Source organism: Leifsonia sp. RCC_180 (genome assembly GCF_058138205.1).
Genome location: NZ_CP200340.1, coordinates 1,592,401 through 1,617,788 on the forward strand (window position 1 = coordinate 1,592,401; position 25,388 = coordinate 1,617,788).

General features: G+C 70.6%; 25 protein-coding genes and 1 riboswitch. Of the genes, 13 read left to right on the top strand and 12 right to left on the bottom strand.

The genetic code is table 11. The annotated features are described in order from the left end of the window. Positions 1-48 precede the first annotated feature (48 nt). Positions 49-1,326 (bottom strand): chloride channel protein, encoded by a 1,278-nt coding sequence (locus AB7E03_RS07890; protein ID WP_489940790.1) that lies wholly within the window; start codon positions 1,324-1,326, stop codon positions 49-51. 84 nt (positions 1,327-1,410) lie between these two features. Between AB7E03_RS07890 and AB7E03_RS07895 the strand changes: the two genes are divergently transcribed. Continuing rightward, the gene (locus AB7E03_RS07895) at positions 1,411-1,995 is read left to right on the top strand and encodes a transporter (protein ID WP_489940791.1); all 585 of its coding nucleotides are present in this window, start codon (positions 1,411-1,413) and stop codon (positions 1,993-1,995) included. Positions 1,996-2,011: 16 nt separating this feature from the next. Here AB7E03_RS07895 and AB7E03_RS07900 read toward each other — a convergent pair whose 3' ends face one another. After that, positions 2,012-2,623, bottom strand: a complete 612-nt coding sequence (locus tag AB7E03_RS07900) for a DUF4232 domain-containing protein (RefSeq protein ID WP_489940793.1) — start codon at positions 2,621-2,623, stop codon at positions 2,012-2,014. Positions 2,624-2,693: 70 nt separating this feature from the next. Between AB7E03_RS07900 and AB7E03_RS07905 the strand changes: the two genes are divergently transcribed. After that, positions 2,694-3,788 carry a calcium:cation antiporter gene (locus AB7E03_RS07905; RefSeq protein ID WP_489940795.1) on the top strand — a complete coding sequence of 365 codons (1,095 nt, stop codon included), beginning with the start codon at positions 2,694-2,696 and terminating at the stop codon, positions 3,786-3,788. Between the two features lie 15 nt (positions 3,789-3,803). Here the strand turns inward: AB7E03_RS07905 and AB7E03_RS07910 are convergent, their stop codons facing one another. Continuing rightward, positions 3,804-4,382 carry a TetR/AcrR family transcriptional regulator gene (locus AB7E03_RS07910; protein WP_489940797.1) on the bottom strand — a complete coding sequence of 193 codons (579 nt, stop codon included), beginning with the start codon at positions 4,380-4,382 and terminating at the stop codon, positions 3,804-3,806. 91 nt (positions 4,383-4,473) lie between these two features. On the opposite strand from AB7E03_RS07910, the gene AB7E03_RS07915 reads away from it, so the two are divergent. After that, a complete protein-coding gene (locus AB7E03_RS07915; protein WP_489940799.1) occupies positions 4,474-5,178 on the top strand; it encodes an SDR family oxidoreductase in 705 nt (234 codons plus the stop codon). Here AB7E03_RS07915 and AB7E03_RS07920 read toward each other — a convergent pair. Together AB7E03_RS07920 and AB7E03_RS07925 are read right to left on the bottom strand one after the other, a co-directional pair. Continuing rightward, entirely contained in the window at positions 5,157-6,092 is a 936-nt protein-coding gene (locus AB7E03_RS07920) for an aldose 1-epimerase family protein (protein ID WP_489940801.1), read from the bottom strand. The two genes, AB7E03_RS07915 and AB7E03_RS07920, sit on opposite strands and share 22 nt — an antisense overlap. Before the next feature lie 16 nt (positions 6,093-6,108). Further along, positions 6,109-6,894 carry a DeoR/GlpR family DNA-binding transcription regulator gene (locus AB7E03_RS07925; RefSeq protein WP_489940803.1) on the bottom strand — a complete coding sequence of 262 codons (786 nt, stop codon included), beginning with the start codon at positions 6,892-6,894 and terminating at the stop codon, positions 6,109-6,111. An 81-nt stretch (positions 6,895-6,975) separates the two neighbouring features. On the opposite strand from AB7E03_RS07925, the gene galT reads away from it, so the two are divergent. The 3 genes from galT (at position 6,976) to AB7E03_RS07940 (ending at position 10,194) form a co-directional block, all read left to right on the top strand. Next, on the top strand, positions 6,976-8,163 hold the full coding sequence (gene galT, locus AB7E03_RS07930) for a galactose-1-phosphate uridylyltransferase (RefSeq protein WP_489940805.1): 1,188 nt from the start codon (positions 6,976-6,978) through the stop codon (positions 8,161-8,163). After that, entirely contained in the window at positions 8,160-9,320 is a 1,161-nt protein-coding gene (gene galK, locus AB7E03_RS07935) for a galactokinase (RefSeq protein WP_489940807.1), read from the top strand. Before galT ends, galK begins: the two co-directional genes overlap by 4 nt. A gap of 70 nt (positions 9,321-9,390) precedes the next feature. Then, complete coding sequence (locus AB7E03_RS07940; RefSeq protein ID WP_489940809.1) at positions 9,391-10,194, top strand: MBL fold metallo-hydrolase; 804 nt, start codon at positions 9,391-9,393, stop codon at positions 10,192-10,194. 24 nt (positions 10,195-10,218) lie between these two features. Here AB7E03_RS07940 and AB7E03_RS07945 read toward each other — a convergent pair whose 3' ends face one another. From AB7E03_RS07945 to glyA, 3 genes are all read right to left on the bottom strand, one after another. Next, entirely contained in the window at positions 10,219-10,725 is a 507-nt protein-coding gene (locus AB7E03_RS07945; protein ID WP_489940811.1) for a YbaK/EbsC family protein, read from the bottom strand. Beyond that, positions 10,722-11,603 carry a bifunctional methylenetetrahydrofolate dehydrogenase/methenyltetrahydrofolate cyclohydrolase gene (locus AB7E03_RS07950; RefSeq protein ID WP_489940813.1) on the bottom strand — a complete coding sequence of 294 codons (882 nt, stop codon included), beginning with the start codon at positions 11,601-11,603 and terminating at the stop codon, positions 10,722-10,724. The genes AB7E03_RS07945 and AB7E03_RS07950 overlap by 4 nt, the downstream gene beginning before the upstream one ends. Before the next feature lie 97 nt (positions 11,604-11,700). Continuing rightward, positions 11,701-13,026: a serine hydroxymethyltransferase gene (glyA, locus tag AB7E03_RS07955; RefSeq protein ID WP_489940815.1), complete on the bottom strand. Its 1,326-nt coding sequence runs from the start codon at positions 13,024-13,026 to the stop codon at positions 11,701-11,703. 33 nt (positions 13,027-13,059) lie between these two features. Further along, a riboswitch (ZMP/ZTP riboswitch) is annotated at positions 13,060-13,157 on the bottom strand. Between the two features lie 132 nt (positions 13,158-13,289). On the opposite strand from glyA, the gene AB7E03_RS07960 reads away from it, so the two are divergent. Beyond that, positions 13,290-14,807, top strand: a complete 1,518-nt coding sequence (locus AB7E03_RS07960) for a beta-N-acetylhexosaminidase (RefSeq protein ID WP_489940817.1) — start codon at positions 13,290-13,292, stop codon at positions 14,805-14,807. Positions 14,808-14,828: 21 nt separating this feature from the next. On the opposite strand, the gene AB7E03_RS07965 is transcribed toward AB7E03_RS07960, so the two are convergent. The 4 genes from AB7E03_RS07965 to AB7E03_RS07980 all read right to left on the bottom strand — a co-directional run bounded on the left by AB7E03_RS07965 (position 14,829) and on the right by AB7E03_RS07980 (position 19,346). Next, positions 14,829-16,073 carry a glycosyltransferase family protein gene (locus tag AB7E03_RS07965; RefSeq protein WP_489940819.1) on the bottom strand — a complete coding sequence of 415 codons (1,245 nt, stop codon included), beginning with the start codon at positions 16,071-16,073 and terminating at the stop codon, positions 14,829-14,831. A 176-nt stretch (positions 16,074-16,249) separates the two neighbouring features. Then, a complete protein-coding gene (locus AB7E03_RS07970) occupies positions 16,250-17,146 on the bottom strand; it encodes a carbohydrate ABC transporter permease (RefSeq protein WP_441781449.1) in 897 nt (298 codons plus the stop codon). Next, positions 17,143-18,099 (bottom strand): carbohydrate ABC transporter permease, encoded by a 957-nt coding sequence (locus AB7E03_RS07975; RefSeq protein ID WP_489940821.1) that lies wholly within the window; start codon positions 18,097-18,099, stop codon positions 17,143-17,145. The genes AB7E03_RS07970 and AB7E03_RS07975 overlap by 4 nt, the downstream gene beginning before the upstream one ends. A 5-nt stretch (positions 18,100-18,104) precedes the next feature. Further along, positions 18,105-19,346, bottom strand: coding sequence for an extracellular solute-binding protein (locus tag AB7E03_RS07980; RefSeq protein ID WP_489940823.1), 1,242 nt, complete (start codon positions 19,344-19,346; stop codon positions 18,105-18,107). Positions 19,347-19,705: 359 nt separating this feature from the next. Here AB7E03_RS07980 and AB7E03_RS07985 point away from each other — a divergent pair, with 359 nt between their 5' ends. The 6 genes from AB7E03_RS07985 to nagA all read left to right on the top strand — a co-directional run bounded on the left by AB7E03_RS07985 (position 19,706) and on the right by nagA (position 25,381). Then, positions 19,706-20,584 (top strand): SIS domain-containing protein, encoded by an 879-nt coding sequence (locus tag AB7E03_RS07985; RefSeq protein ID WP_489942882.1) that lies wholly within the window; start codon positions 19,706-19,708, stop codon positions 20,582-20,584. 101 nt (positions 20,585-20,685) lie between these two features. Beyond that, positions 20,686-21,624: an ROK family protein gene (locus AB7E03_RS07990; RefSeq protein ID WP_489942883.1), complete on the top strand. Its 939-nt coding sequence runs from the start codon at positions 20,686-20,688 to the stop codon at positions 21,622-21,624. Next, on the top strand, positions 21,621-22,532 hold the full coding sequence (locus AB7E03_RS07995) for a 1-phosphofructokinase family hexose kinase (RefSeq protein WP_489940825.1): 912 nt from the start codon (positions 21,621-21,623) through the stop codon (positions 22,530-22,532). Before AB7E03_RS07990 ends, AB7E03_RS07995 begins: the two co-directional genes overlap by 4 nt. A gap of 52 nt (positions 22,533-22,584) precedes the next feature. Beyond that, entirely contained in the window at positions 22,585-23,445 is an 861-nt protein-coding gene (locus AB7E03_RS08000; protein ID WP_489940827.1) for a class II fructose-bisphosphate aldolase, read from the top strand. Further along, on the top strand, positions 23,442-24,227 hold the full coding sequence (locus tag AB7E03_RS08005) for a DeoR/GlpR family DNA-binding transcription regulator (RefSeq protein WP_489940829.1): 786 nt from the start codon (positions 23,442-23,444) through the stop codon (positions 24,225-24,227). The genes AB7E03_RS08000 and AB7E03_RS08005 overlap by 4 nt, the downstream gene beginning before the upstream one ends. Beyond that, the gene (gene nagA / locus AB7E03_RS08010; protein ID WP_489940831.1) at positions 24,224-25,381 is read left to right on the top strand and encodes an N-acetylglucosamine-6-phosphate deacetylase; all 1,158 of its coding nucleotides are present in this window, start codon (positions 24,224-24,226) and stop codon (positions 25,379-25,381) included. The genes AB7E03_RS08005 and nagA overlap by 4 nt, the downstream gene beginning before the upstream one ends. Positions 25,382-25,388: the final 7 nt, after the last annotated feature.

Below are 25,388 nucleotides of genomic sequence, written 5' to 3' on the forward strand. Positions count from 1 at the left end.
ACTCGCGTCCCATTTCCGCATCCACTCACCATTCGGCGGGCGGCGCGCTCACGCGACGCCGGTGACGCGCGTCCGCTCGAGGAGGTAGCCGACGGCGACCGCGCCCGCGACGCACAGCATGAGGGGGACGAGCAGGTCCGGGCCCTGGTTCGTGAACTCGATCGTGAGGAGCAGCGCCGTGATCGGCGCGCGCATGGTGACGGCGAGGAAGGCCGCCGCGCCGATCAGGGCGAAGGCCGGGAGTTCGGCGCCCGGCCAGAGGAGGTTCCAGGCGGCACCCCCCGCAAGTCCCAGGCCTGCGCCGATGGCGAGCGAGGGGGTCAGGGTTCCGCCGGCCGCGCCCGAGCCGATGGTACCGAGCGTCGCCGCCGCCTTGACGAGCGTGGTGAGCAGGATGAGCAGCACCGGGAGGGAGGCGGCGAACGCCAGCTGGCCGAGGGCACGGCCGTTCCCCAGGATGGCCGGCAGCCAGAGGGACGCGATCCCCACGGCGATGAACGTCAGCGGCATCGCGAGGAGGATGCCCCACGACGCGGGACGGTGGGCCTGCGCGAACCGTGCGGCGCGGACGAACCCGACCGCGGCGAACCCGATCAGCGGACCGGCCAGAACCGACCAGACCACGACGGTCGCCGTGAGGTGCATCGGGGGCAGCGCGTACAGGGGGTTCGCGGGCACCCAGATCCGCGCCACCAGGGCGGCGACGGCGGACGCCGCGAACGCCGGCAGCACGGTCGCGAAGCTGATCTCGGCGAGCAGGATCTCGATGGCGAAGACGGCGCCGCCGAACGGGACGTTGTAGACCGCCGCGAGTCCGGCACCCGCCCCGCAGGCGACGAGGATGCGACGCTCGCGCGCCGAGAGACCGGCCCGCTCCGAAAGCCAGCCGGCCCAGAGGGCGCCCACCTCGCGCGGCGCGACCTCCCGGCCGATCGAGGCGCCGAGGCCGACGATGATGACCTGCAGCGCGGCGTTCAGCAGCGTGACCACGGCGGGCATCCGCCGACCGTTCACCGACTGCTCCACCGAGACCACCGCGTGGGACGGCGAGCGCCTCCCCCAGCGCCGCAGAGCCCACCAGCCGACACCGCCGAGCACACCGGCGACGGCGAGCGCGACGACGCGGTTGAGCGGGGGCGCATTCAGCAGACCCTCCAGGAAGTCGCCCTCGGAGTAGCCGAACGCGAGGTGCTGCAGGGCGTGCAGCCCGAGGTACACCAGGCCGCCGCCGACGCCCGCGCCGGCACCGACGAGCGCGGTCACCACGACGAGGCGGACGACCCACTGCGGCGTCGCCGAGCCGGGCGCGAAGCGGGCGGAGGGCACGAGCCCAGCGTAACGGCGTCGCCGGGTGGCAACCGTCTGGTATCCCGCAACGAACCGTTCACCGGCCGCCGCTAGCCTGGCGACGTGTCCATCGCCCGCGACGAGGTTTCCGAGCTCGTGACCGAGCTCGCGCCCGATCCGGAGCGCCCCGAATCCGATGAGCGGCCGTCACGACTTCCGGGCGGGCGCGTCAGTGTCCGTGTGATGACTCTTCTGACGATCCGCCGACTGTGGCCGGTGTTGACGGCGCTCGCGCTCGGCTGCCTGGCGGCGGTCGTGATCCTGGCCCTCGCGCTGCAGACCGAATTCCCGCTCTTCTCGGAGGCTTCGGCGGCACGCGGACGCGACTGCGCGACCATCCGCAGCGCCCGGCACGCACTCGACCGCCAGCTGGAGCTAGAGCTGGCTGCGGTGAGCGCGCATCCGATCGAAGCAGGGCAGGGCGTCCAGGATGCGGTGGCAGGGTTCCACGCGGCGACCCGCGACCTCGGCACGCCCTCGGTGGCCAGGGCCCTCGGTGATGTCGACCGGCGGCTCGATGCCCTGACGAGCGTGGTCAATGGGACGGGGACGGACTCCGCCGGCACGGACACCGCCGCGGAGGTCGCGCGGGCCAACGGCGAGGTGCAGGTCTCCTGGGAGGGCGCGATCGCGCGCGTGTGCTCCTGAAGGCGGCGGCGACAGGTCAGCCGGCGACCAGCGCGCCCACGGTGAGCAGTGAGACCGACTCCGAGGTGCAGGCCGTCACACCCGCATCCTTCACGAAGAGCGACTCGGTCGAACCCGGTGGGTAGACGCGGAAGCCGTCGGCCGGCTTCGGCTTGCAGTCCGCCTCCGGATAGTTCAGCGCCTGCGTGATCTTCAGCGGCGCCTGGGCGGTTCCGCCCGGCTGCAGCACGACCGTGGGATGCGGCGTGCTGCGGTCGAACTCGGCCGCGGAACCCAGCTGCGTGCCGTTGCCATCGCCCACGAAAGACACGCCCGGCCAGCCCTGCAGCGAGCACTCCTTCGAACCGTTGTTGGTGAGCACGATGGTCACTTCGACGCTGCCGGCCGCTCCCCCGCCGCCCTTGCCGATGGTCCCGGTGAGGTCGCCCGTGTCGCACTGCCCTTCGATCGGCACGGCGGTCGTCGTGGATGTCGGCCGCGGGGACGATGACGCGGAGCCCGACGCCGACGGCGACGCGCTGTCGGTGGTGGGCGCGGTGTTCGGCGTGCCGCATCCCACCATCGCAAGCGCGAGCGAGAGAGCGACGACGGCGGGGCCTGCGACGCGGAGCGTCCTCTTCCTGGTCATGGGTCCATCCAACAGGCCGGGCCGCGCAAAATCCTGCGACCCGCCGAAGCGAGGCTGGCAGGATGGACGCATGAAGGCGATCGGATCCTGGCTCGCACGATGGTGGACGATCGGGGTGCCGGCGATCGGCGTGGTGGTGCTCATCGCGTTCTGGACGGTCGAACTGAGCCCGGTCGCCGTCGGCTTCATCGCGGTGGTGCTGGCGGGCACGGTGCTCGCGGCCGTGCAACACGCGGAGGTCGTCGCCCACCGGGTCGGCGAACCGTTCGGCTCCCTGGTGCTGGCTGTGGCGGTGACCGTCATCGAGGTGGCGCTGATCGTCACCCTCATGACCACGGGCAAGGATTCGCCCGAACTTGCCCGGGATACCGTCTTCTCCGCCGTGATGATCACGATGAACGGCATCGTGGGGCTGTCGCTCCTGCTGGCCGCCTCCCGGCATCAGTCCACGAAGTTCAACGCTCAGGGCAGCGGCGCAGCACTCGCGACCGTGGCGGCGCTCGCGACCCTGACCATGGTGCTGCCGAGCTTCACCTCAACGCCCGGGCCGGTCTTCTCCGCGCCGCAATTGGTGTTCGCGGCCATCGCCTCCCTCGCCCTGTACGGGATGTTCGTCTTCACCCAGACGGTCGCTCATCGCGACTTCTTCCTCCCGGTGGGGAGCAAAGGCCGGCCGCTGCCGGAGGACGAGCACGCGGAGGCGCCGACGACTCGGACCGCCTGGATCAGCCTGGGCCTGCTCCTCGTCTCCCTTGTCGCGGTCGTCGGACTGGCGAAGCTGGAGTCGACCCCGATCGAGCGGGCGGTGACTGGGCTCGGCCTCCCGCAGTCCTTCGTCGGTGTGGTCATCGCTCTGCTGGTACTGCTGCCGGAGGGCATCGCGGCATCCAAGGCGGCGATCCGCAACCGCACCCAGACGAGCCTCAACCTGGCGCTGGGCTCGGCGATGGCGAGCATCGGCCTGACGATCCCGGCGATCGCGGTCGCCTCGATCTGGCTCCCGACCGCGCTTCACCTGGGGCTCGGCGCGAGCCAGATCGTGCTCCTGGTGCTGACGGTGCTCGTCAGCATCCTCACCATCGTGCAGGGACGGGCGGTGCGGCTGCAGGGCGGCATCCACCTGGTGCTGTTCGCCGCGTTCATCTTCCTGTCGATCGCGCCGTAGGCCGGCCCGGCGGGTTCAGGCGCGGGCGACCGCCGCGTCGAACAACTGCTCGGCCGCGAGGCGTGCCGCCTCCGGCGTCCCCCCGCGCATGGCGGCGCTGGCGGACGCACCGTCGAACAACAGGGTGAGCTGGATGGCGAGGATGTGCGCATCCACGGCGCCCGCGGCGACCGCCTGGCGCTCGAAGTAGGAGGTCAGCTCCTCCTTGAAGTGGCGGGCGACGACGGCGGCGGGATGCTCGCGGTCGCGCAGCTCGGTGGCCACGTTGACGAAAGGGCAACCGAAGAAGTCGGCGACCTGCGCGGCCTCGTGCAGCGCCTCGAAGACGTGGAGGGTGCGCTCGCGCGGTGTGCCGTCATCGTCTCCGGCGAAGTATCCGGCCACGACGCGCGGCCCGTACTCGGTCAGCATGGCGGCGACGATGTCGTCCTTGCCGTCGAAGTGCTGGTAGATCGAGCGCTTCGAGACCTCCGCCTCCTGCGCGAGACGATCCACCCCGACCGCGTTGACGCCCTCTCGGACGAACAGCTCGGCCGCCGCAGCCAGCACGCGCTCGCGGGGCTTCGGCCTGGGTAGGGTCTGCGGGATGGTCACGAAGCGATTCTACGGAAGGGCTTGCGAAAAGTAAACCGATCTGTGTACATTGCTCGTACACCGATCGGTGTACTTTTTGGAAGGAATCCCCATGACCGACATCACCGGACGCGTCGCCCTCGTCACCGGCGCCAACCGCGGCCTCGGCGCCGCCTTCGTCGCGGCCCTCCTAGAGCGCGGAGCGACCAAGGTCTACGCCGCGGCCAGGCGCCTCGAGACCGTCGCCTCCGACGACCCGCGCGTCGTTCCGCTGGCGCTCGACGTGACCGACGCGGACAGCATCCGCCGTGCCGCGGAGACCGCTGGCGACGTCACCATCCTCGTCAACAACGCCGGGATCGCCTCCGGCGAGTCGCTCGTCACCGGCGACTTGGATGCGATCCACCGCGAGTTCGACACGAACTTCTGGGGTCCCGTGCTCCTCACCCGCGCCTTCGCCCCGGTGCTCGAAGCGAACGGAGGCGGCGCAATCGTGAACATGCACTCCGCCCTCAGCTGGCTCGCCGTCGGCTCCTATAGCGCGACCAAGGCCGCTCTCTGGTCGGCCAGCAACTCCGCGCGCGTGGAGCTGGCGCCGGCGGGCATCCAGGTCGTCGGCGTGCACGTCGGCTACGTCGACACCGACATGGCGGCCGACGTCTCGGCCGAGAAGGTGCCGCCGCGCCAGGTCGTCGACGAGGCGCTCGACACCGTGGCGGACGGCGGAGCCGAGGCGATCGTCGGCGACACCGCGAAGCACGTCAAGTCGCGGCTGCACGAGGACGTCCGGGCGCTCTACCCCCAGCTCGCCAAGTAGGCCTCGCCGCCGAACCCCTCCGGACGGATCCCCCAGCTCACGGTCCAGGTCTCGCCCGGCGCCAGCCAGCGCAGGCCACGACCGGAGTTGAAGGCGTCCGCCGGAGCGGTCATCGGCTCGATCGCGAGCGCGACGCCGTCCGGCTTCGTGGCGAATGACCGATGCGTGAAGACCTGCACGTAGCGGAAGGCCTCGTCGCCCCACAGCACGACCTGCCGGCCGTCGTCCGCGGCGAGCACATGCTCCACCGGCCCGGCGGGCAACTCGGCGAAACCGGTGTCGAGGTCCAGGTCGCTGACGCGGCGACCGCCGGAGAGGTCGAACGGCGTGCCCTCCACCGGGAGCTCGTCGGTGACGTTGCTGCGCGCATCCACCTCGAAGCGGGTGCGCGCCGCGACGGTCACGGTGAGCTGCTCGGGCGGCACGTCGGCGATCCGGAGGTAGGGATGCGCTCCCACGGCCACCGGCGCGGCTTCGTCGCCCACGTTCGTCACGACGTGGCTGACCTGCAGCCCCTCGGTGTGCAGTTCGTGGGTCACCGCGGTGTCGAGCAGGAACGGGTACCCCGGCTCCGGGTAGATCGTGGCCGCCTGCGTCACCACCGAGTCGGTACGCTCCACCAGCTCGTAGGGCCGCCGCCGCAGCAGGCCGTGGATCGCGTTGCGTTTCGCCGGCTCTGTCAGGTCGAGCTGGCGCGGCTGTCCCTCGTGCACCCAGCGTCCGTCGGCCACCCGGTTCGGCCACGGGACGAGCACGATCCCGCACGCCGATGGCGGCTGCTCCTCGGCGGGATAGGGCTCGGTCAGGTCGGATTCGCCGAAACGGAGCGAGCGGATCCCCGCCCCCACCTGCACGATGGTGGCGCTCAGGTCGCCGAAGTCGAGTTCGTACTGTTCACCGGTCGCGGGTCGCATGGAACCAGGTTAGGCCTCAGGCGACGACCACCGGGAGTCCGGCTTCGCGGAGGGCGTCGACAGCAGCCCGCGGCGCCGACTCGCCCGTGATCAGCTCGGCCACCTCATCCACGGCGGCGATCCGGCCCAGGTGCGTACGGCCGAGCTTCGTGCCGTCGGCGACGACCACGGCCCGCTCCGCCGAGCGCACCATGACCCGCTTGAGGTCGGCCTCCGGCAGGTTGACGTTGGTGATTCCGCCAGAGGGATCGACGCCCGTGCACCCGATGAACGCCACGTCGGCGTGCACCCGTTCCAGCAGCACGGCGGCGAGCGGCTCGACCAGCGAGTGTTGGAGCGGACGGAGCGTCCCTCCCGTCACGACGACCTCGAACCTCGGGATGGCGCGCTCCAGTTCGAGCGCGATCGTCAGGCCGTTGGTGATGACGGTCACCTGCTCCAGGTCGTCGCGCTCGACGAGAGCGCGCGCGATCGCGGCGGTCGTGGTGCCGACGTCGAGCAGGACGCTGCTGCCGGGCGCGACCATCGCGGCTGCGGCCTGGCCGATCCGGCGCTTCTCGTCGGCGGACGCCTGCAGGGCCTCTTCGAAGCTCGGCTCGCGCATCCCGGCTGTTCGCAGCATCGCGCCACCGTGCACCCGCCGGATGCTGTTCTCGCGGTCGAGCGCGTCGAGGTCGCTGCGGACCGTGACGTCGGAGACCTGGAACGCCTCGCTGAGGTCGGCCACGCGCGCGAACCCGGAACGCCCGATCAGTTCGAGCATGCGTTCGCGGCGGAGAGCGGCGGGCAGAGGTTCGCTCATATCCTCATGCTGGAGGGCTTCCGAATTCTTGTCAATACAGAAGCGATTGCGTATTCTGACTTTCGGAATCGAAAGGATCTGATGGCCGCGATCACGAAGCGTCCCACCCGTCTCTCCGACGGCCGGGACCTCATCTACTACGACGACGCCGACACGACGCTGGTCCCCGAGCGCAAGCCGGACCTGCGGGAGCCGTCGCCGCGTCCAGCGACCGCCACCATGCGGCAAGATCCCCTCACCGGCGAATGGGTCTCCATCGCGGCAGCCCGTCAGAACCGCGTGATGCTGCCGCCCGCCGAGCTCGACCCGCTCGCGCCGGCCACGCCATCCAATCCCTCCGAGATCCCCGACCTGTACGACGTCGCGGTGTTCGAGAACAAGTCGCCGTCGTTCGGTCCGCTGCTCGAAGACGGCAACGCGCCCGAAGGCGCGGACGACCTGGCTCAGGTCGGGCTGGAGCGCACCCGCACCTCGGTCGGGCGGTGCGAGGTCGTCTGCTTCAGCCCCGCGACCGCCGGCGCGTTCGGCAGCCTCACCCCCTCCCGCGCACGCACCGTGATCGAGGCCTGGGCCGACCGCACCACCGCGCTCTCCGCCCTGCCGGGCGTGCGTCAGGTGTTCCCGTTCGAGAACCGCGGCGAGGCCATCGGCGTGACGCTGCACCACCCGCACGGGCAGATCTACGCGTACCCCTACATCACACCGCGCACCTCCGCCCTCATCCGCTCGCTCGACTCCTACGGGCCGACGCTTTTCGCCGACATCCTGGAGCGCGAGCGGGCATCCGACCGCGTCGTACTCGCGGGCGAGCACTGGACGGCGTTCGTACCGTTCGCTGCGCGCTGGCCCATCGAGATCCACGTCCTGCCGCACCGGCACGTCGCCGACCTCGCCGAGACGAACGATGCGGAGCGGGACGAACTGGCGACCTTCTATCTGAGGGTGCTGCGCGGGGTGGATGCGCTGTACGACTCCCCCACGCCGTACATCGCCGCCTGGCATCAGGCGCCCGTCGGCGTCCGCCGGGACGAGATCCGGCTGATGCTGCAGCTGACCTCGCCCCGGCGCGGCGCGGATAAGCTGAAGTTCCTGGCCGGCTCCGAGGCCGCCATGGGCGCGTGGGTCGGCGACATCCCGCCGGAGCAGGCTGCTGCAGCCCTCCGGGAGGCCGTCGCCCGGGCCGACCGGGACAGCCCGGTCGGCGAGCTGCCCGTCGCGGTGTCGGGACTCGTCACCGCCCCCACCACAGACCGAGAGGCTCACCGATGACCGACCTGCGCACCGGCGTCCGCGACGACTTCGCCGAGGTGTTCGGCCACGAGCCCGACGGCGTCTGGTCGGCGCCCGGCCGCGTCAACCTGATCGGCGAGCACACCGACTACAACCTCGGCTTCGTGCTGCCCTTCGCCATCAACCGGCGCACCGTCGCCGCCGTCGGCGCTCGGGACGACCGGGTCATCCGGGTCGGCAGCACCTTCGCCGACGAGCTCGTGGAGGTGTCCCTCGACGACCTCCGATCCGACAGCCTCAGCGGCTGGTCGGCGTATCCGCTGGGTGTGGCCTGGGCACTGCGCGAGTTCGGCGCCGACCTCGGCGCCGTCCCGGGCGTCGACATCCTCATCGACTCGAATGTGCCCGTCGGCGCAGGCCTGTCGTCGTCGGCCGCCATCGAGAGCGCCGTCGCGGTCGCCCTCAACGAACTGTGGCGGCTCGGACTCGACCGTCGCACGCTCGCCCGCGTCGGCCAGCGCGCCGAGAACGTCGCCGTCGGTGCGCCCACCGGGATCATGGACCAGTCCGCCTCCCTTCTCGGCGAGGCCGACGCCGCCGTCTTCCTCGATTGCCGCTCGCTCGACTCCGAGGTCGTGCCGCTGGGGCTGGAAGCCGCCGGCCTCGAGATCCTCATCATCGACACGGGCGTGGAGCACTCCCACGCGACCGGCGGATACGCCGACCGCCGCGCGTCCTGCGAGAAGGGCGCCCGCATCCTCGGCGTCGAAGCGCTCCGGGATGTCTCGGTCGCCGACCTCGACACCGCGCGCGACCTGCTCGACGACGTGACGTTCCGGCGCGTCCGCCACATCGTCACGGAGGACCAGCGGGTGCTCGACACGGTTCGCACGCTGCGGGAGCAGGGACCGGCCGCGATCGGCGAGCTGCTCGACGCCTCCCACGCGTCCATGCGCGACGACTTCGAGATCTCCGTCCCGGAGCTCGACCTCGCCGTCGAGACGGCACAGGCGAACGGAGCCATCGGCGCGCGGATGACCGGCGGCGGCTTCGGCGGCTCGGCGATCGCCCTCGTTCCTTCCGACGCGCTGAGCCGGGTGCAGGTGGCACTCGACGGCGCGTTCGCGGAACACGGGTTCGGGGCGCCGGACGTGTTCACGGTCCGGCCGTCGGAGGGCGCGCGCCGCGAGAGCTGAACCGGGCCGCGGCCGGCCTCGCCGAAACCCGTTCACCCGCGCGTCACCGGCACGCGGCAGACTGTGACGCGTGAAGGGACAGCGCGTGAACGACCCGGTCATCGAGTGGCTGGATGCGGACACCGTCCAGGTGCGGCAGCCGAAGGCATCCCACTGGGAGGCGCCCTTCCTGTACCTGCTGTTCGGGCGGGAGCGGGCGCTCCTCATCGACACCGGCGCGACGGCCGATGAGGCCGTGTTCCCGCTCCGCGCGACGGTGGAGGGGCTGATCGCGGACTGGCTGCGTCGCAATCCCGTGGTGTTCACCCGGCCCTATCCCCTGGTGGTGGCGCACTCGCACGCGCACGGCGACCACATCGCCGGCGACCCGCTGCTGCGGGACCGGCCCGGGACGACGATCGTCGGCACGAGTCCCGCCGAGGTCATCGGGTTCTTCGGCTTCCGCGCGTGGCCGGACGAGTCGGTCGCTTTCGATCTGGGGCGCCGGGTCATCGATGTGATCGGCGGCCCCGGCCACGAGCCGTCCGCTGTGGTCTTCTTCGACCGGCGGACGGGCATCCTGTTCACCGGCGACACGGTGCTCCCTGCGCGGCTATACGTGCGGGACCTCGTCCAGTTCCGGGCGACCATCGACCGGCTCATCCGCTTCCGCGACGACCCACCCGCGCCGGTGCGCGAGCTGCGCGGAGCGCACATCGAGCTGTCGACGACGGGCTTCGACTACCCGGCGGGCACCGTCGACCAGCCGGATGAGGCGCCCCTCCCCCTGCGACCGGCGATCCTCGATCGGGTGCGCTCGGCGCTCGACGACCTCCGGGGCGAGCCGGGCGAGCGCGTCGAGCGCAAGCGCTTCGTCGTCGTGCTCGACCGCTAGGAGTCGACCGCTAAGAGTGGGCCGCTAGGGCTCGACAGGGCTGGGGTCGCCGCCGGTGAGGCGGACCAGCTCCTCGAACGTCGTCGGGAAGACGGTGTGGGCGTGGCCGGCGGCCGCCCAGACTTCCGGGTAGCCGGCGAGCGCCACATCCACCACCGTGCGAAGCGGCGCGGGATGCCCGACCGGCGCGACGCCGCCGATGGTCTGGCCGGTCGCCGCCTTCACCGTCTCGGCGTCGGCACGGCGGATGCGACCGCCGAGGCGTTCGCCGAGGAACGCGGTGTCCACGCGGTGGGCTCCGGAGGTCATGACGAGAAGCGGCTCGCCGTCGAGCGTGAAGACCAGGGAGTTCGCGATCGCGCCGACCTCGATGCCCAGTTCGGCCGCGGCAGCGGCAGCCGTCGGGGTCGCCGTCTCGAACCAGCGCACGCGCGGCTCGACACCGGCCGCGAGCAGGGCCGCCTCCACGCGCTCGACGGCAGGATGCGTCCGCTCTGCTGCCTCTTTCCGCTCGTCCGCCGCTTCGCTCACCGCAGTCCCCTCTCCGCCGCCTCGACCACATTCTGCAGGAGCAGCGCCCGGGTCATCGGGCCGACTCCGCCCGGGTTGGGCGAGATCCACGACGCCACCTCGGCGACCTCGGGCGCGACGTCACCCGCGACGACGCTCTTGCCGGTGACCGGATCCTCGATGCGGCTGACGCCCACGTCGACGACGACCGCGCCCGGCTTCACCTGATCCGCAGTCACCAGCCCGGCGACTCCGGCGGCGGCCACGATGATGTCGGCCCGGCGCAAGTGGACGTCGAGGTCGCGCGTCCCGGTGTGCGTGAGGGTGACGGTGGCGTTGAACTCGCGGCGGGTGAGCAGGGCCCCGATCGACCGACCCACGGTGACGCCGCGCCCGACGACCACGACCTCCGTGCCGCGGATGTCGATGTCATGCCGCAACAGCAGTTCGATGATGCCCCGCGGCGTGCACGGCAGCGGCGAGGTGATCGGGCGGTTCGCGTTGAGCACGAGGCGGCCGAGGTTCGTCGGGTGGAGCCCGTCCGCATCCTTCGCCGGGTCCACCAACTCGAGGATGGCGTCGGTGTCGAGGTGTCCGGGCAGCGGCAACTGGACGATGAAGCCGGTACAGTCGGCGTCTTCGTTGAGCTCCTCCACCGCCCCCTCCAACTCGGTCTGGGAGATATCGGCGGGCAGGTCGCGGCGAAGGGAGGCGATGCCCACCTCGGCGCAGTCGCGGTGCTTGCCCGCGACGTACCACTGCGAGGCAGGGTCGTCGCCGACGAGGATCGTTCCGAGCCCGGGGACGACGCCGCGCTCACGCAGCGCGCTGACCCGCTCTTTCAGCTCCGCCTTGATCTCGGCGGCGGTCGCTTTTCCGTCCAGAATCCGTGCCGTCACGTTCGCACCTTCCGCAGAACGACGCCGCCGGCTCCTGAGTTTTTCGCCTCGAACGGCGTGAATCGCCCGAAAAACTCAGGAGCTGTTGGCTTGGGGGCTAGATCGAGGAGGGAAGCTCGACGGGGAAGCCCTGCTGGCCGGAGGCCGTCAGGCCGGGGTAGAGCGGGAAGGCGGCGGTGAGGGCGTCAACCCGGGCGCGCAGGGCCCGGGTGTCGGCGCCGGGACGCAGCGCGAGCGCGATGATGTCGGCCACCTCGGTGAACTCCGTGTCGCCGAAGCCGCGCGTCGCGAGCGCCGGGGTGCCGATGCGGAGGCCGGAGGTCACCATCGGCGGGCGAGGGTCGAACGGCACCGCATTGCGGTTCACCGTGATACCGACCTCGTGCAGCACGTCCTCGGCCTGCTGGCCGTCGAGCTCCGACGTGCGGAGGTCGGCGAGCACCAGGTGCACGTCGGTGCCGCCGGTGAGCACATCCACGCCGGCCGCCCGGGAGTCCTCGGCGGTCAGGCGCGACGCGAGGAGCTGCGCGCCACGGATGGTGCGCTCCTGGCGGTCCTTGAACTCATCGGTCGCCGCCAGCTTGAACGCGGTGGCCTTGGCGGCGATGACGTGCATGAGCGGGCCGCCCTGCTGGCCGGGGAACACGTTCGAGTTGAGCTTCTTCGCAAGCTCCATGTCGCGGCTCACGATGAAACCGGAGCGCGGGCCGCCGATGGTCTTGTGGACGGTCGAGCTGACCACGTCCGCGTACGGCACGGGCGACGGGTGCAGGCCTGCGGCGACGAGACCGGCGAAGTGGGCCATGTCGACCCAGAGCTTGGCGCCGACCTCATCCGCGATCTCGCGGAAGGCGGCGAAGTCGAGCTGGCGCGGGTAGGCCGACCAGCCCGCGATGATGACCTGCGGCTTGTGCTCGAGGGCCTTGTCACGCACGACGTTCATGTCGACGAGGAAGGTCTCCGGGTCGACGCCGTACGAGACGGCGTTGTAGAGCTTGCCCGAGAAGTTCAGCTTCATGCCGTGGGTGAGGTGGCCGCCGTGCGACAGCTCCAGGCCCAGGATGGTGTCGCCGGGCGTCGCGATGGCGGAGAGCACTGCGGCGTTCGCGGACGCACCGGAGTGCGGCTGCACGTTCGCGTACTCCGCGCCGAAGAGGGCCTTCGCCCGGTCGATCGCCAGCTGCTCGGCGATGTCGACGTACTCGCAGCCGCCGTAGTAGCGACGGCCGGGGTAGCCCTCCGCGTACTTGTTGGTGAGCACCGAGCCGACCGCTTCGAGAACGGCACGCGGCACGAAGTTCTCGGAGGCGATCATCTCGAGGTAGTCGCGCTGGCGACCGAGCTCGAGCTGCAGTACCTCCGCGATCTCGGGGTCGACCTCCGCCAGGGGGGCGGTGAAGGTCGAGGGGAGGGTATCGGTCATTGCCGGCTCCTTCGTACAGGGATGGACCAATTGCGTAGCGACCCAGGCGCGCGGCCGCATCCATCCGTGTTTTCGAGGTACCGTGTCGCTCCCCGATGGTGACCATCTGAGCGCCAGTCGCGACGTGGGCAAGCATAGCAAAGGCCGCACTGCGCGGAACCCTTGCCGATAAGTTAGGACCCCTGCAATACTCACTGTGGCCGACCGACGGGGCGGGCGGGTGCCGGCCGTTCCGCACCCCCTGACGACTGAGGAGCCCCAGCGTGGTCGTGCCCCGTCCTGTCCGCGTCGAACCGCATGACGCGTCGCCGTTCGTCCTCCGCCCGTCCGGGCGCATCAGCGTCGCAGGTCCCGGAGCGGATGCCGTGGCCCGCCTCCTCCGCGCCGAACTCGCCGCCGACTGCGGTCGCGCGCCTGCCATCGTCGACGAGCCGCCCGAGTTCGGCGACATCGCCATCGTGATCGCGCCGGGCGAGGGTCCGCACGAGGACGGCTCGGACAGCGAGGAGGGCTACACCCTGGAGGTCTCCGCCGAGGGCGTCCGCATCGGCGCGGCGACGGAAGCCGGCGCGTTCTGGGGCGTGCAGACGCTCCGCCAGCTGCTTCCCGCCGCCTGTGACGGCGAGGCGCTCAGCATCGAGCCCGTCCGCATCCACGACCACCCGCGCTTCGATTACCGAGGGGCGATGCTGGATGTCGCCCGGCACTTCTTCACGCCCGACGAGGTGAAGCGGTTCGTGGATGCGATCGTGCTGCTCAAGGTGAACCACCTGCACCTGCATCTGACGGACGACCAGGGTTGGCGCATCCACATCGAGTCGTGGCCAGAGCTGACGCGCATCGGCGGCTCGACCGGCAGCGACGGCAGCCGTGGCGGGTTCTACACGCAGGACGAGTTCCGCGACATCGTCGCGTACGCGGCCGAACGGCACGTCACCGTCGTCCCCGAGATCGACATGCCCGGGCACACGAACGCGGCGCTCGCGTCGTACGCGGAACTCAATGCCGACGGCGTGGCGCCCGCCCTCTACACGGGCTCCGACGTCGGGTTCAGCACCCTCCGGACCGGGGACGAGCTCACGGAGCGCTTCGTCCGCGACGTCGTGCGCGAGGTTGCCGCGCTCACCCCTGGTCCCCTCCTGCACCTCGGCGGCGACGAGTGCCTGAGCACGCCGCCCGCGGACTTCATCGCGTTCGTGGAGGACGCCGCCGCGGTCGTGCAGGAGAACGGCAAGACGCCGGTCGGCTGGCACGAGCTCGGCAAGGCCGGCCGGCTGCCCGTGGGCACGGTCGGCCAGTACTGGGACTTCACCACCCCGCGCGGCCGTGCCGCCGAGCTCGCGCTGACCTTCGTCCGCGGCGGCGGCTCGCTGATCATGTCGCCGTCCGACGTCTCCTACCTCGACATCGTGTACGAGGAGGGGGACCCGATCGGCCAGGACTGGACCGGCGGCCCCACGACTCTGAGGAACGCCTTGGTGTGGGACCCCGCTCGCATCGTCCCCGGGGTGGGCGATGCGCACATCCTGGGCGTCGAAGCCCCACTGTGGACCGAGACGGTCGCCACCATCGAGGAGGTGGAGGAGATGGTGTTCCCGCGGCTCGCAGCCATCGCCGAGATCGGGTGGTCGCCGGCTCCTGCGGACACCGAGCCGGTGGAGGCGGCCCGCGACATCGACGAGTTCGCGGAGCGCGTCGCCCGGCTGGCGGAGCACTGGGATGCGGCGGGGACCCGTTATCGGCGGGTGCCGGAGGTCTCCTGGCCGGAGCGCGTCGGCTGACCAGAATTCAGGAAGCCCGGCTCACGGGTACCCGATGAACCACAGCAGCACGATCGCGACAGGCTGAAGCGCCACGCACGTGATCAGCGCCGCTTTACGTGCCCGCCGGTTGCGCGTCAGCCCACGGGCGCCCGCCAGCGGCGAGAGCGGCAGCAGCAGGCGGAAGGTGCTCTGCTGCGGCAGGAACACCGCGAACAGGTACAGCCCGTAGCTCACGGCGAAAGCGACCATCTCCGTCCCGAGCGCACGGACCGACGGCCGCGTCACGACCCACGTGAAGCCGGCGACGATCGCGATCACGATGAGCGCCCCGAGGATGCTGAGGTAGCGCCAGCTGAGCAGGAACCACGGCGTGAGCGGGATGAACGCCACGTTGCCGATGAACCCGGTCCACCATGACAGCTCGGTACTGAGATAGGCGTCGCCGGTGCCCGTCACCGCTGCCGCGATGATCGGCCACGAGAGTCCCGCCAGCGCCAGGATCCCACCCGTCACGATGATGGCGAGTCGCTCCCGGGGAAGGAACCCGTCGCCGCCCCTCCGCGATCGAACGGTACGGACGATGAACACGATCGCGAGGGCGAGCGGCAGTGCGAGCTCCCCCGGCCGGGTGAACGCGGCGGCCACGCCAACGGGCAGCATGAGCCAGTGCCGGCGCTGGATCATCATCAGCAGCGCGGCGAACATCAGGAAGAAGAACATGCTCTCGGCGTAGGCGATCTGCAGCACGAACGAGAGCGGTCCGAAGCAGAAAAACGCGGTCGCCCAGAAGGCACTGGAGACACCGGCCCGAGCGGCGACCAACCGGAACAGAACGACGCTCGCCGCCGCTCCGAAGGCCATCGCCACCGCGAAGCCGGCCGGATAGAAGCTCATCCCGGTCAGCAGCATCACGACCCGCACGACCATCGGGTACAGCGGGAGGAACGCCCAGGGATTCTGCTGCACCGCGCCGTCGCTGTCGAGGGGCAGCGAGGTCGGGTATCCCTGCTCGACGATCTGGCTGTAGTAGGCGCCGTCCCAGGATCCGGAGAACGTGAAGAAGGTGGGGTTCATGCTCGGGCTCGCGAAGTCCCAGTGCCCGAGCGTCGCAGCGAGGAACATCGCCAGCATCAGCATCGTGGTCAGGACCCGCGAGACGGCGTACAGGATGAGCACGGCGGCCCACCAGGGCACCTCGCGCCCGGCGATGCGGAGCCTGCGGGGTACGCCGAGGGGGGCTCCCGTCAGCTCCGGTCGCCTCGTAGTCGTGGTGCCCGCTGTCATCGTCCCGTCCGGTAGCCGTCCATGATTCGCCTTCAGGATGCTACCGCCGACGATCGGCCCCGGGCAGCGGTTGACGCGGGCCTGAGAATGTCCTCATCCGGCGGGAGGCGACCGCATCGCGCCACACGAGCGGCGCCTCCCGCCTGGCCTTTCTCGAGTAGCCGGCTCCCGGGGAGCTACTTCACGCTGCCGGCGGTGAGCCCGCCGACCAGCCGCTTCTCGATGAGCATGAACAGGATGACGACGGGGATCACTGCGACCACCGACACCGCGAACACGTATTGCCACGCCGCGTCGTACTGCCCGACGAACTTGGTGAGCGCCACCGACAGCGGCTGGTTCGCATCCGTCGACAGGATCACCAGGCTCGCCGCGAACTCGTTCCACGACGCCACGAACGTGTAGATGATCGCGGTGACGATCCCTGGCCAGACCAGCGGCAGCTGCACGCGGAAGAGGACCGTCCACTTGCCCGCACCGTCCAGCTGTGCCGCCTCGTCGACCTCCTTGGGCACACCGGCGAAGAAGCTGTGCATGATCCAGATCGCGAACGCGAGGTTGAACGCCGCGTTCACGAGGATCATCGCCAGCCACGTGTCGTTGATCCCGAGCGCCACCATCTCCTTGAAGAGGCCCGTGGCGAGCACCGTGGGCTGGAGCATCTGGGTGACGATCACGAGGAAGAGGAAGATTCCTCGGCCCGGGAAGCGGAACCGCGCTGTGTAATACGCCGCCGGCACGCACACAAGCAGCACCAGCGCCGTCGCGAACACGGAGATCACGATGGTCGAGATGAGGTTGTACGGCAGAGGGGTCTCCGGCGTCGACCACATCGTGAGGTAGTTCTCGGGATGCCACTGCTCGGGCAGGTAGGTCGGCGGCACCGCGAGGATGTTGTTCCTGCTCTTGAACGAGCCGACCAGCATGATCAGGTACGGCGCGATGAAGACCAGGGCGATGACCAGCCCGGCGAGCATCTTCCCGGCGGTGCGCCAGGTGAACGCGGACTCGCGGGGGCGGCGGCTGCGCGCCTTCGGCGCTCCAGCGATCAGAGTCGGGGCCGGCGCGGTCACGAGACCTCCTTCATCGGCTTGACCACCCACAGGTAGATGCCCACGACCACGAGCACGATCAGGAAGTTGATCACGCTGAGCGCGCTCGAGAGGTCGATGCGCTGCTCGTTCTGCAACAGCTTGAACACGTACGTGGTGGTGGTGTCGGCCTTGTAGCCGGGGATCGACCCCGTCATGAGTTTCAGGATGGGGAGCGAGTTGAACACGTTGATGATGTTGATCAGCGCCGCCAGTGCGATGGCGTTGCGCAGGTTCGGCAGCGTCACGCTGAAGTAGGAGCGGCTGGCGCTGGCCCCATCCATCTTCGCCGCCTCGAGCATGTCGCCCGGGATACCGGCGAGCCCGGCCAGGATCGTGTAGGTCGTGAACGGCAGGGAGACGAACACCGCGATCCCGATAGAGGAGATGAACGCCGGGATGGGCTCCTTGGTGAAGCCGAACGGCTCGGCGAGCACGTGGATGTCGACCAGGAACTTGTTGATGATGCCGTAGAACGGGTCGAGCCCGTACACGAAGACGGTCGTGGTCATCACGACGCTCGCGGCCCATGGGACGATGATCGCCATCCGCACCCAGCGCCGCCCGGGGAAGTTCCTGTTCAGGAACTGCGCGAGGGCGAGCGACACGACGACCGTGATCACGACGACCGAGACGACCCACACAAGCGTGTTCACCAGGATGCCCGGGAGCTCCGGGCGGGAGAGCACCGTGAGGTAGTTCTTCAAGCCGACCGATCCGTGATCGACGCCGGCGAGCGAGATCTTCCGGGTGGAGTTGTAGATCATGTAGCCGGCCGGGAACAGCACGACTCCGAAGATCAGGATGAGGGCGGGCAGCGTCCACGGCACGGCGTGCCAGAGGTCGGACGATCCGCCGCGGGGCTTGGGGGACGCCCCGCCGCGGGGACGGCCGGTGGCCGCCCCCGCGCGGGTCGCTTCAGTGGTGCTGGTCATCCGGACTACTGGCCGTCGGCCTTCGCCTGGATGGACTTCAGCAGCTCTTCCGGCTTTGCACCCTGACCGAGCTGACCGATCTGGCTCTGGATGGCGCCCTGCGCCGCCGACCAGTTCGGGTTGGTGGACGGGTAGAACTTCGCGTTCGGCAGCAGGTCGAGGAACGGCTTGATGGACTCATCCGAGCCCATCACGTCGGCGCCCGACTTGGTGGTGGGCAGGAAGCCCTCCGCCTTGACCCACTTGGTGTAGACGTCCTTCGAGTAGAAGTAGTCGAGGAACTTCTTGATCGAGGCGGTCTTGTCCGTCTTGTTCTTGAAGGCCATCAGGTGGTCGGCGACGCCCAGCGTGAACGCCGAGCCGTCCTTGGTGGGGATCGGCGCGATGCCGTACTGCAGCGACGGGTTCTTGTCCTTGAGCTGTCCGACTGTCGGCGGGAGGCCCACCTGCATGCCGAGCTGGCCCTGGATGAAGACGTTCAGCAGCGGCGTGCGGTTCGTCGAACCGGGGTTCGGCTGGGTGTAGCCCTGGTCGATGATCTTCTTCATCTCCGTGGCGCCTGCGACGTTGTCGGGGCTGTCGATCGTCAGCTTCTTGGCATCCCCGTAGCCGCCGCCTGCCCCGTAGAACCAGAGCGCGGTCTCGGCCTGCGCCTCCTCGCTTCCGAGCGGCATGCCGTAGGGGGTGACGCCGGCTGCCTTGAGCTTGGCCGCGTCCTCCTCGAACTCGGCCCAGGTCTTCGGCGGGGCCGAGATGCCGGCCTTGCTGAAGTCGTCCTTGTTGTAGAACAGCGCGCGGGCCGAGGCGATGAACGGCAGGCCGTACTGGGTGCCGTCGATGCTCGCGTTCTTCTTGAAGGCGTCCTGGAAGTCGTTCAGCGTGGCCGGGGAGACGATGTCCTTGGCCGGGTAGAGCAGGTCGTCGGCGGCGAAGCCGGCGAACGCGTCGATGTTCAGGATGTCCGGCTGCTTCTGAGCCTGGATGCGCGTCTTGATGACGTTGTTGATGTCGGTCCAGGATTCGACGTCGAGGTTGACTTTGATGTCGCTGTTCTTGGCCTCGAAGTCCTTGATGATCTGCTGCCATTCGGACTTGGTGTTGTCCGAGTAGCTCGCCACCATCAGGTCGAGCGATTGCGCGCCGCCGGACGAGCCTCCGGACCCGCCGCTGAAGCCGCAGGAGGCGAGCGTCGTGGTGGCCAGAGCCGCGGTCGCAATCGCAGCACCCCACCGCAGTGACTTCTTCATTGACTTCCTCACTTCTTGGAAAGAACACGAACCGTCACTGCTGATGGCGCCCTGCGCGACGATGCGTAGCTGTTGATGCTTAGTGATTTGTTTCGCGAAGAAACAAGCACTTGCACTCATTGGATGTTCGAAATCATGGCGCGTCCGCCTCCCCGCGTCAAGGAGCGGGCGCAAGATCGTTACATGGGGTTTACACGGGACGCTGCGCACTCCGCATCCCGGGTCAGAAACGATTGAACATGATCACTGGACAGAGGGATCGATCATCAGCGATCATTGAGCTCAGAGATGCGCGCACTCAGCCGCGAAGAGCCGAACAGGAGCGATCAGTGACGCACGCACCCACCGCCGGAGCCCATATGGAGGCCGAGCTGCGGTCGCAGCCGCAGACCTGGGCGACCGCCGCGCACTTGCGCGAGGAGCAGTCCCTACTGCCCGGCGCCGGCGAGCGCATCGCCGTCGTCGGCTGCGGCACCTCATGGTTCATGGCGCAGTCGTATGCGGCGCTCCGCGAGAGCGCGGGCCACGGGGTCACCGACGCCTTCGCCGCCTCCGAGGCGTTCGTCGACCGTGGGTACGATGCGGTCGTCGCGATCACCCGCTCGGGCACCACCACAGAGGTGCTCGAACTGCTCGACGGGATGCGCTCGACCGGCAACGCCGCGCGGACCATCGGCATCGTGGGCGACCCGGAGACGCCGCTGATCGACCTGGTCGACACGGCCATCCGCCTGCCGTTCGCCGACGAGCGGTCGGTGGTGCAGACCCGCTTCGCGACCACTGCGCTCGCGCTCGTCCGCGCCTCCCTCGGTCACGACCTCTCCCCCGCCATCGACCAGGCGGCAGCCGCCATCGAGGAGGAACTCGACGACGAACTCATCGCCGCCGAGCAGTACGCGTTCCTCGGCGCCGGATGGACGATCGGCCTCGCGCACGAGGCGGCGCTCAAGATGCGCGAGGCCTCGCAGTCCTGGACCGAGTCGTACCCGGCCAAGGAGTACCGGCACGGACCGATCGCGATCGCGGCCCCGGGTCGCGTGACCTGGATGCTCGGCGAAGCACCCACGGGCCTCGCCGGCGACCTCGCGGTCACCGGTGCACGCTTCGAGGACCGCCCCATCGACGGCATGGCCGACCTGGTCCGCGCGCAGCGGGTGGCGCTGGCGCGTGCCCGCCGTGCGGGCCTCGACCCGGACAGCCCGCGCAACCTGACCCGATCGGTCATCCTCCCCTCGTGAAGCCGGACCCCGTGAGTATCAACCCCGTGAGCGCAGAATCCGTGAGCGCAGACCCCGCGTACCGGTCACCGGCCGCCGCCCCGCTGGGGGCGGGCGAGCCGGTGCTGGCGTTCGACGTCGGCGGCACCGACACCAAGGCGGCGCTCGTGGACGCCGAGGGCCGGCTGGCGAGCGTGGTGCGCATCCCGACGCCGCATGCCGGGGCAGCCACGGGCGAGGCGGTGGTGGTCGCACTCGGCGAGCTGGCCGCGCAGTTCCGCGCGGAGCACCCGGAGATCGTGCCGGGGGCAGCGGGCCTGCTGGTTCCGGGCCATGTGGATGACGACGCCGGGATCGGCATCTTCGCCGAGAACCTGGGCTGGCACGACTTCCCGTTCCGCGACCGCGCGGCGGAGGTGCTCGGGATGCCGGTCTCGTTCAGCCACGACGTCCGCGGCGCGGGCGAGGCGGAGCACCGGCTCGGCGCGGCGGCGCCTTACCGCGACGTCGTCGTGATGGTGATCGGCACCGGCATCGCCGGGGCGATCTTTCTCGACGGCCGCCTCTACGCGGGTGGCGGTCTGGCCGGCGAGATGGGCCACTCCCGGGTCGCCGACGGACCGCTCTGCGCCTGCGGGGGAATCGGCTGCCTCGAGGCGGTCGCCTCGGCCGCGGCGATCGCCCGCCGGTACAACGCCGCGACCGGCGCCGGCCTGCCAGGGGCGCGCGAGGTGCTCGCCCGGGCGGAGGCCGGTGATCCGGTCGCCGCGCACGTCTGGGACTCGGCGCTCGACGCGCTCGCGCTCGACCTCTCGCACACCGTCGCGCTGCTCGCACCGGAAGCCGTGGTCATCGGCGGCGGACTGGCGCAGGCCGGCCCCGCGCTGTTCGAGCCACTCGCAAAGAAGCTGGACGGCATCCTCACGTTCCACCGGCGGCCCCTGCTGCTGCCGGCGAGCATCGGCGAGAACGCTGGAGTGATCGGGGCGGCGCTCCGGGCGCGCGATCTGCTCGCGCTCACCGCATCCACTCGCGCGATGGATGCCGAGGCGGCGACATGATTCTCACCGTCACGCCGAACCCGGCTCTCGACCTCACCTACCGCGTCCCGGCCCTGCTGCCGGGCGAGACGCATCGCGCCGCTCCCCCGGCCGTGCGCGCCGGCGGCAAGGGCCTCAACGTCGCCCGGGTCATCGCGCAGACCGCCGGGCATGCGTTCGCGCTGACCACCGCGGGTGGCCCAGCGGGTCTGCGGCTGGCCGACGAGCTGGAGTCCGCTGGGCTGCCGTCCGAACTCGTCCCGGTGGGGGCGGAGACGCGCAGCAGTGTCGCGATCGTCGACGCGACCACCGGCGAGACGACGGTGATCAACGAGACCGGGCATGCCCTCACCGCCGCGGAGTGGACCGCGCTGGACGACGCCGTCGTCCGGCTCGTCGTTCCCGCGGCGTGCGTCGTCGGCTCGGGCAGTCTGCCCCCGGAGGCGCCGGACGACTTCTACGCCCGGCTCGTGGCCGCCGCCGAAGCACGCGGACTGCCCAGCGTCATCGACGCGGTCGGAGCGGCGCTCGTTCTGGCGGCCGAGGCCGGGGCCTCCGTCGTGAAACCCAATCGCCGCGAGCTCGCTGAGACGACCGGAGACGACGACCCCGTCGAGGGTGCCCGCGCCCTGCTCGACCTCGGCGCGGGGCTCGTGCTCGTGTCGCTCGGCGCCGAGGGGATGCTCGCCGTTCCGCGCTCGGGCGAGCCCCTGCATGCACGGCTGCCCGAGCCGCTGACCGGCAACGCCACCGGGGCCGGGGATGCCGCGGTCGCGGCGGTCGCCTCCCTGCTCGCCGCCGGGGCCGACGACCCCGCCGCCCTGCTGCGCCGGGCCACGGCGTGGTCCGCCGCCGCCGTACTCGCGCCGCTCGCGGGCGAACTCGATCAGTCCTACCCGGAGTTCGAGGCGCGCCTCGTGACCGGCTGATCCCATCCCGCCACCGTCCACCGCATCCATCGCACACGCCGGAGCCGCCGTCATGCCTCTCGTTCCCACCGCCGACCTGCTGCATGCGGCCGTCGGCCGCCGCACCGGGCTCGCCGCCTTCAACGTCATCCAGCTGGAGACCGCCGAGGCGCTCGTGGACGCCGCGGAGGTGACCGGCCTCCCCGTCATCCTGCAGATCTCGCAGAACTGCGTCGCCTACCACGGCTCGCTCGAGCCGATCGCCGCCGCGACGCTCGCCCTCGCCCGCGAGTCGAGCGCGCACGTCGCCGTGCACCTCGACCACGCCGAGGACGAGCAGCTGGCCCGGCGGGCCGTGGAATCCGGCTTCGGCTCGGTGATGTTCGACGGGTCGAGGCTCGACTACGAGCACAACGTCGCTGCGACCGTGCGCGTCGTCGAGCACGCGCACGCCAACGACGTGCTCGTGGAGGCGGAGCTCGGCGAGATCGGCGGCAAGGACGGCGCCCACGCGCCCGGGGTGCGGACGGACCCCGACGAAGCCCGGCGCTTCGTCGAGGAGACCGGCGTGGATGCGCTCGCGGTCGCCGTCGGCAGCTCCCACGCGATGACGGAACGCAGCGCCGAGCTCGACCTCGACCTCATCGCCCGGCTGCGACACGCCGTACCGGTTCCGCTCGTCCTGCACGGGTCGAGCGGCGTCGCGGATGAGACGATCATCGCGGCGATCCGCGCAGGGATCACCAAGGTCAATGTCTCCACCCACCTCAACCGGTTCTTCACCGAAAGCGTCCGGGAGTATCTGGCCGAGCATCCCGAGGCGGTGGACCCGCGGAAGTACGTGCGGGAGGCGCGGACCGCGGTGACCCGGGAGGCGGCTCGACTGATGATCCTGTTCGACGTGGCAGGCGGAACGGAAGCGGGACAGCGATGAACAGAGCGGAGCGCCTCAACGCCGTGCTCGACCTCCTGGCGGAGGCCGGAACGGTCGAGGTCGACGACATCGTCGCCAAGCTGGATGTGTCTGCCGCGACCGCGCGGCGCGACCTCGACGCCCTTGCCTCCCAGCAGCTGCTCACCCGGACCCGTGGCGGCGCGATCGGTCAGTCCGTCGCCTACGACCTACCCATCCGATACAAGCGGGAGCAGCGCGCGCCCGAGAAGCTGCGGATCGCGCAGGCGGCGAGCGCGCTCGTGCCGCGAGGCGCGGTCGTCGGCCTCTGCGGGGGGACGACGAGCACCGCGGTCGCCACCGTGCTCGGGTCGCGCCCGGACCTGATGGAGCCGTCGCCGCATCCCAGCCTCACCGTAGTCACCAACGCGATCAACATCGCCGCGCAACTGGTGATGCGCCCGCAGATCAAGACGGTGATGACCGGCGGCGTCGTTCACGCCCGCTCGTACGAGCTCGTCGGACCGTACAGCGATGTGGTGCTGGAGAAGATCACGATGGACATCGCCTTCATCGGGGTCAACGGCATCGACCCGCTCGTCGGCGCGACCGTCCATGACGAGGGCGAAGCGAGCGTCAACTCGCTGATGGCGCGCCGCGCGACCCGGGCCGTGGTCGTCGCGGACTCGACCAAGATCGGCCGCAAGGCGTTCGCGACGCTGGGCGGGCCGAAAGTGCTGACGACGCTCATCACGGACGATGGGATCACCGCCGAGCAGCGCGCCGCGTTCGTGGAGCAGGGCATCGAGGTGATCGTCGCGTGAGCGGCGGCCACGTCATCCACTCGGCACGGCTGGTCGACAGCGGGACGATCGTCGACGACGGCTGGGTGCGGTTCGAGGGCGACCGGGTCGCGGCTGTCGGCACGGGCGGGAGCTGGCGGGAGGCGGGCGCCGACGCCGGCGCGTCGACGGATGCCGCTGGTGCTTGGCTGACCCCCGGCTTCATCGACATCCACGTGCACGGCGGAGGCGGCGCGAGCTTCGACGACGGCGGCGAAGCCATCGTGCGCGCCCTCGACCTGCACCGTCGGCACGGCACCACACGGTCGGTGATCTCGCTGGTGACCGCTCCGGTGGAGGACCTGGCCGAGCGGCTGCGGGAGGTGGCGCGTCTCTGCGCGGCCGACCCGCGCGTCCTGGGCTCGCACCTGGAGGGGCCGTTCCTCGACGTCGGTCACAAGGGCGCGCACGATCCGTCGCTGCTGCGCCCGCCCACCCCGGCGGACGTCGAGCGGCTGCTGGAGGCCGCCGACGGCACTCTGCGGCAGATCACCATCGCGCCCGAGCTTCCCGGTGCGATGGATGCGGTGCGCGCGTTCTCCGCAGCGGGCGTCGCGGTCGCGGTCGGGCACACCGACGCGGACTACGAGCAGACGCTGGCGGCGTTCGACGCCGGGGCGAGCATCCTCACCCACGCCTTCAACGCGATGCCGGGGCTGCACCACCGGGCGCCCGGACCGGTCGCCGCGGCCGCGCGGACGTCCGGCGTGACCCTGGAGATCGTCAACGACGGCGTGCACGTGCACCCGGCGATGGTGCGGATCGCCTTCGCGTCTGCGCCCAGCCGGGTGGCCCTGGTGACGGACGCCATGGCCGCGGCAGGAGCCGCCGACGGCGACTACCTGCTCGGCTCGCTGGAGGTGGAGGTGCGCGACGGCGTCGCCCGGCTGGCCGGCGGCGGCTCGATCGCGGGCTCGACCCTCACGCTCGATGACGCGCTGAGTCGCGCGGTGCTCGACGTCGGCATCCCCGTCGAGGACGCCGTGCGCGCGCTCACCGAGACGCCCGCCGCGGCGATCGGCCGCGCCTCCGACCTCGGCCGGCTGCAGCCCGGCTACGCCGCCGACGCCGTCCTGCTCGATGCCGACTTCCGCGTCCGCCAGGTCTGGAGCGCGGGCGCGACCGACCTCCCGTGATCTAGTG

Excerpts from the sequence above, each read along its gene's own strand:
- AB7E03_RS07965 (WP_489940819.1), bottom strand. The coding sequence starts at position 16,073 with ATGACAGCGGGCACCACGACTACGAGGCGACCGGAGCTGACGGGAGCC.
- AB7E03_RS07915 (WP_489940799.1), top strand. The coding sequence starts at position 4,474 with ATGACCGACATCACCGGACGCGTCGCCCTCGTCACCGGCGCCAACCGC.
- AB7E03_RS07900 (WP_489940793.1), bottom strand. The coding sequence starts at position 2,623 with ATGACCAGGAAGAGGACGCTCCGCGTCGCAGGCCCCGCCGTCGTCGCT.
- AB7E03_RS08000 (WP_489940827.1), top strand. The coding sequence starts at position 22,585 with ATGCCTCTCGTTCCCACCGCCGACCTGCTGCATGCGGCCGTCGGCCGC.
- AB7E03_RS07975 (WP_489940821.1), bottom strand. The coding sequence starts at position 18,099 with ATGACCAGCACCACTGAAGCGACCCGCGCGGGGGCGGCCACCGGCCGT.
- galK (WP_489940807.1), top strand. The coding sequence starts at position 8,160 with ATGACCGACCTGCGCACCGGCGTCCGCGACGACTTCGCCGAGGTGTTC.
- AB7E03_RS07905 (WP_489940795.1), top strand. The coding sequence starts at position 2,694 with ATGAAGGCGATCGGATCCTGGCTCGCACGATGGTGGACGATCGGGGTG.
- glyA (WP_489940815.1), bottom strand. The coding sequence starts at position 13,026 with ATGACCGATACCCTCCCCTCGACCTTCACCGCCCCCCTGGCGGAGGTC.
- AB7E03_RS07995 (WP_489940825.1), top strand. The coding sequence starts at position 21,621 with ATGATTCTCACCGTCACGCCGAACCCGGCTCTCGACCTCACCTACCGC.
- AB7E03_RS07920 (WP_489940801.1), bottom strand. The coding sequence starts at position 6,092 with ATGCGACCCGCGACCGGTGAACAGTACGAACTCGACTTCGGCGACCTG.
- galT (WP_489940805.1), top strand. The coding sequence starts at position 6,976 with ATGGCCGCGATCACGAAGCGTCCCACCCGTCTCTCCGACGGCCGGGAC.
- AB7E03_RS07985 (WP_489942882.1), top strand. The coding sequence starts at position 19,706 with ATGGAGGCCGAGCTGCGGTCGCAGCCGCAGACCTGGGCGACCGCCGCG.
- AB7E03_RS08005 (WP_489940829.1), top strand. The coding sequence starts at position 23,442 with ATGAACAGAGCGGAGCGCCTCAACGCCGTGCTCGACCTCCTGGCGGAG.
- AB7E03_RS07980 (WP_489940823.1), bottom strand. The coding sequence starts at position 19,346 with ATGAAGAAGTCACTGCGGTGGGGTGCTGCGATTGCGACCGCGGCTCTG.
- AB7E03_RS07925 (WP_489940803.1), bottom strand. The coding sequence starts at position 6,894 with ATGAGCGAACCTCTGCCCGCCGCTCTCCGCCGCGAACGCATGCTCGAA.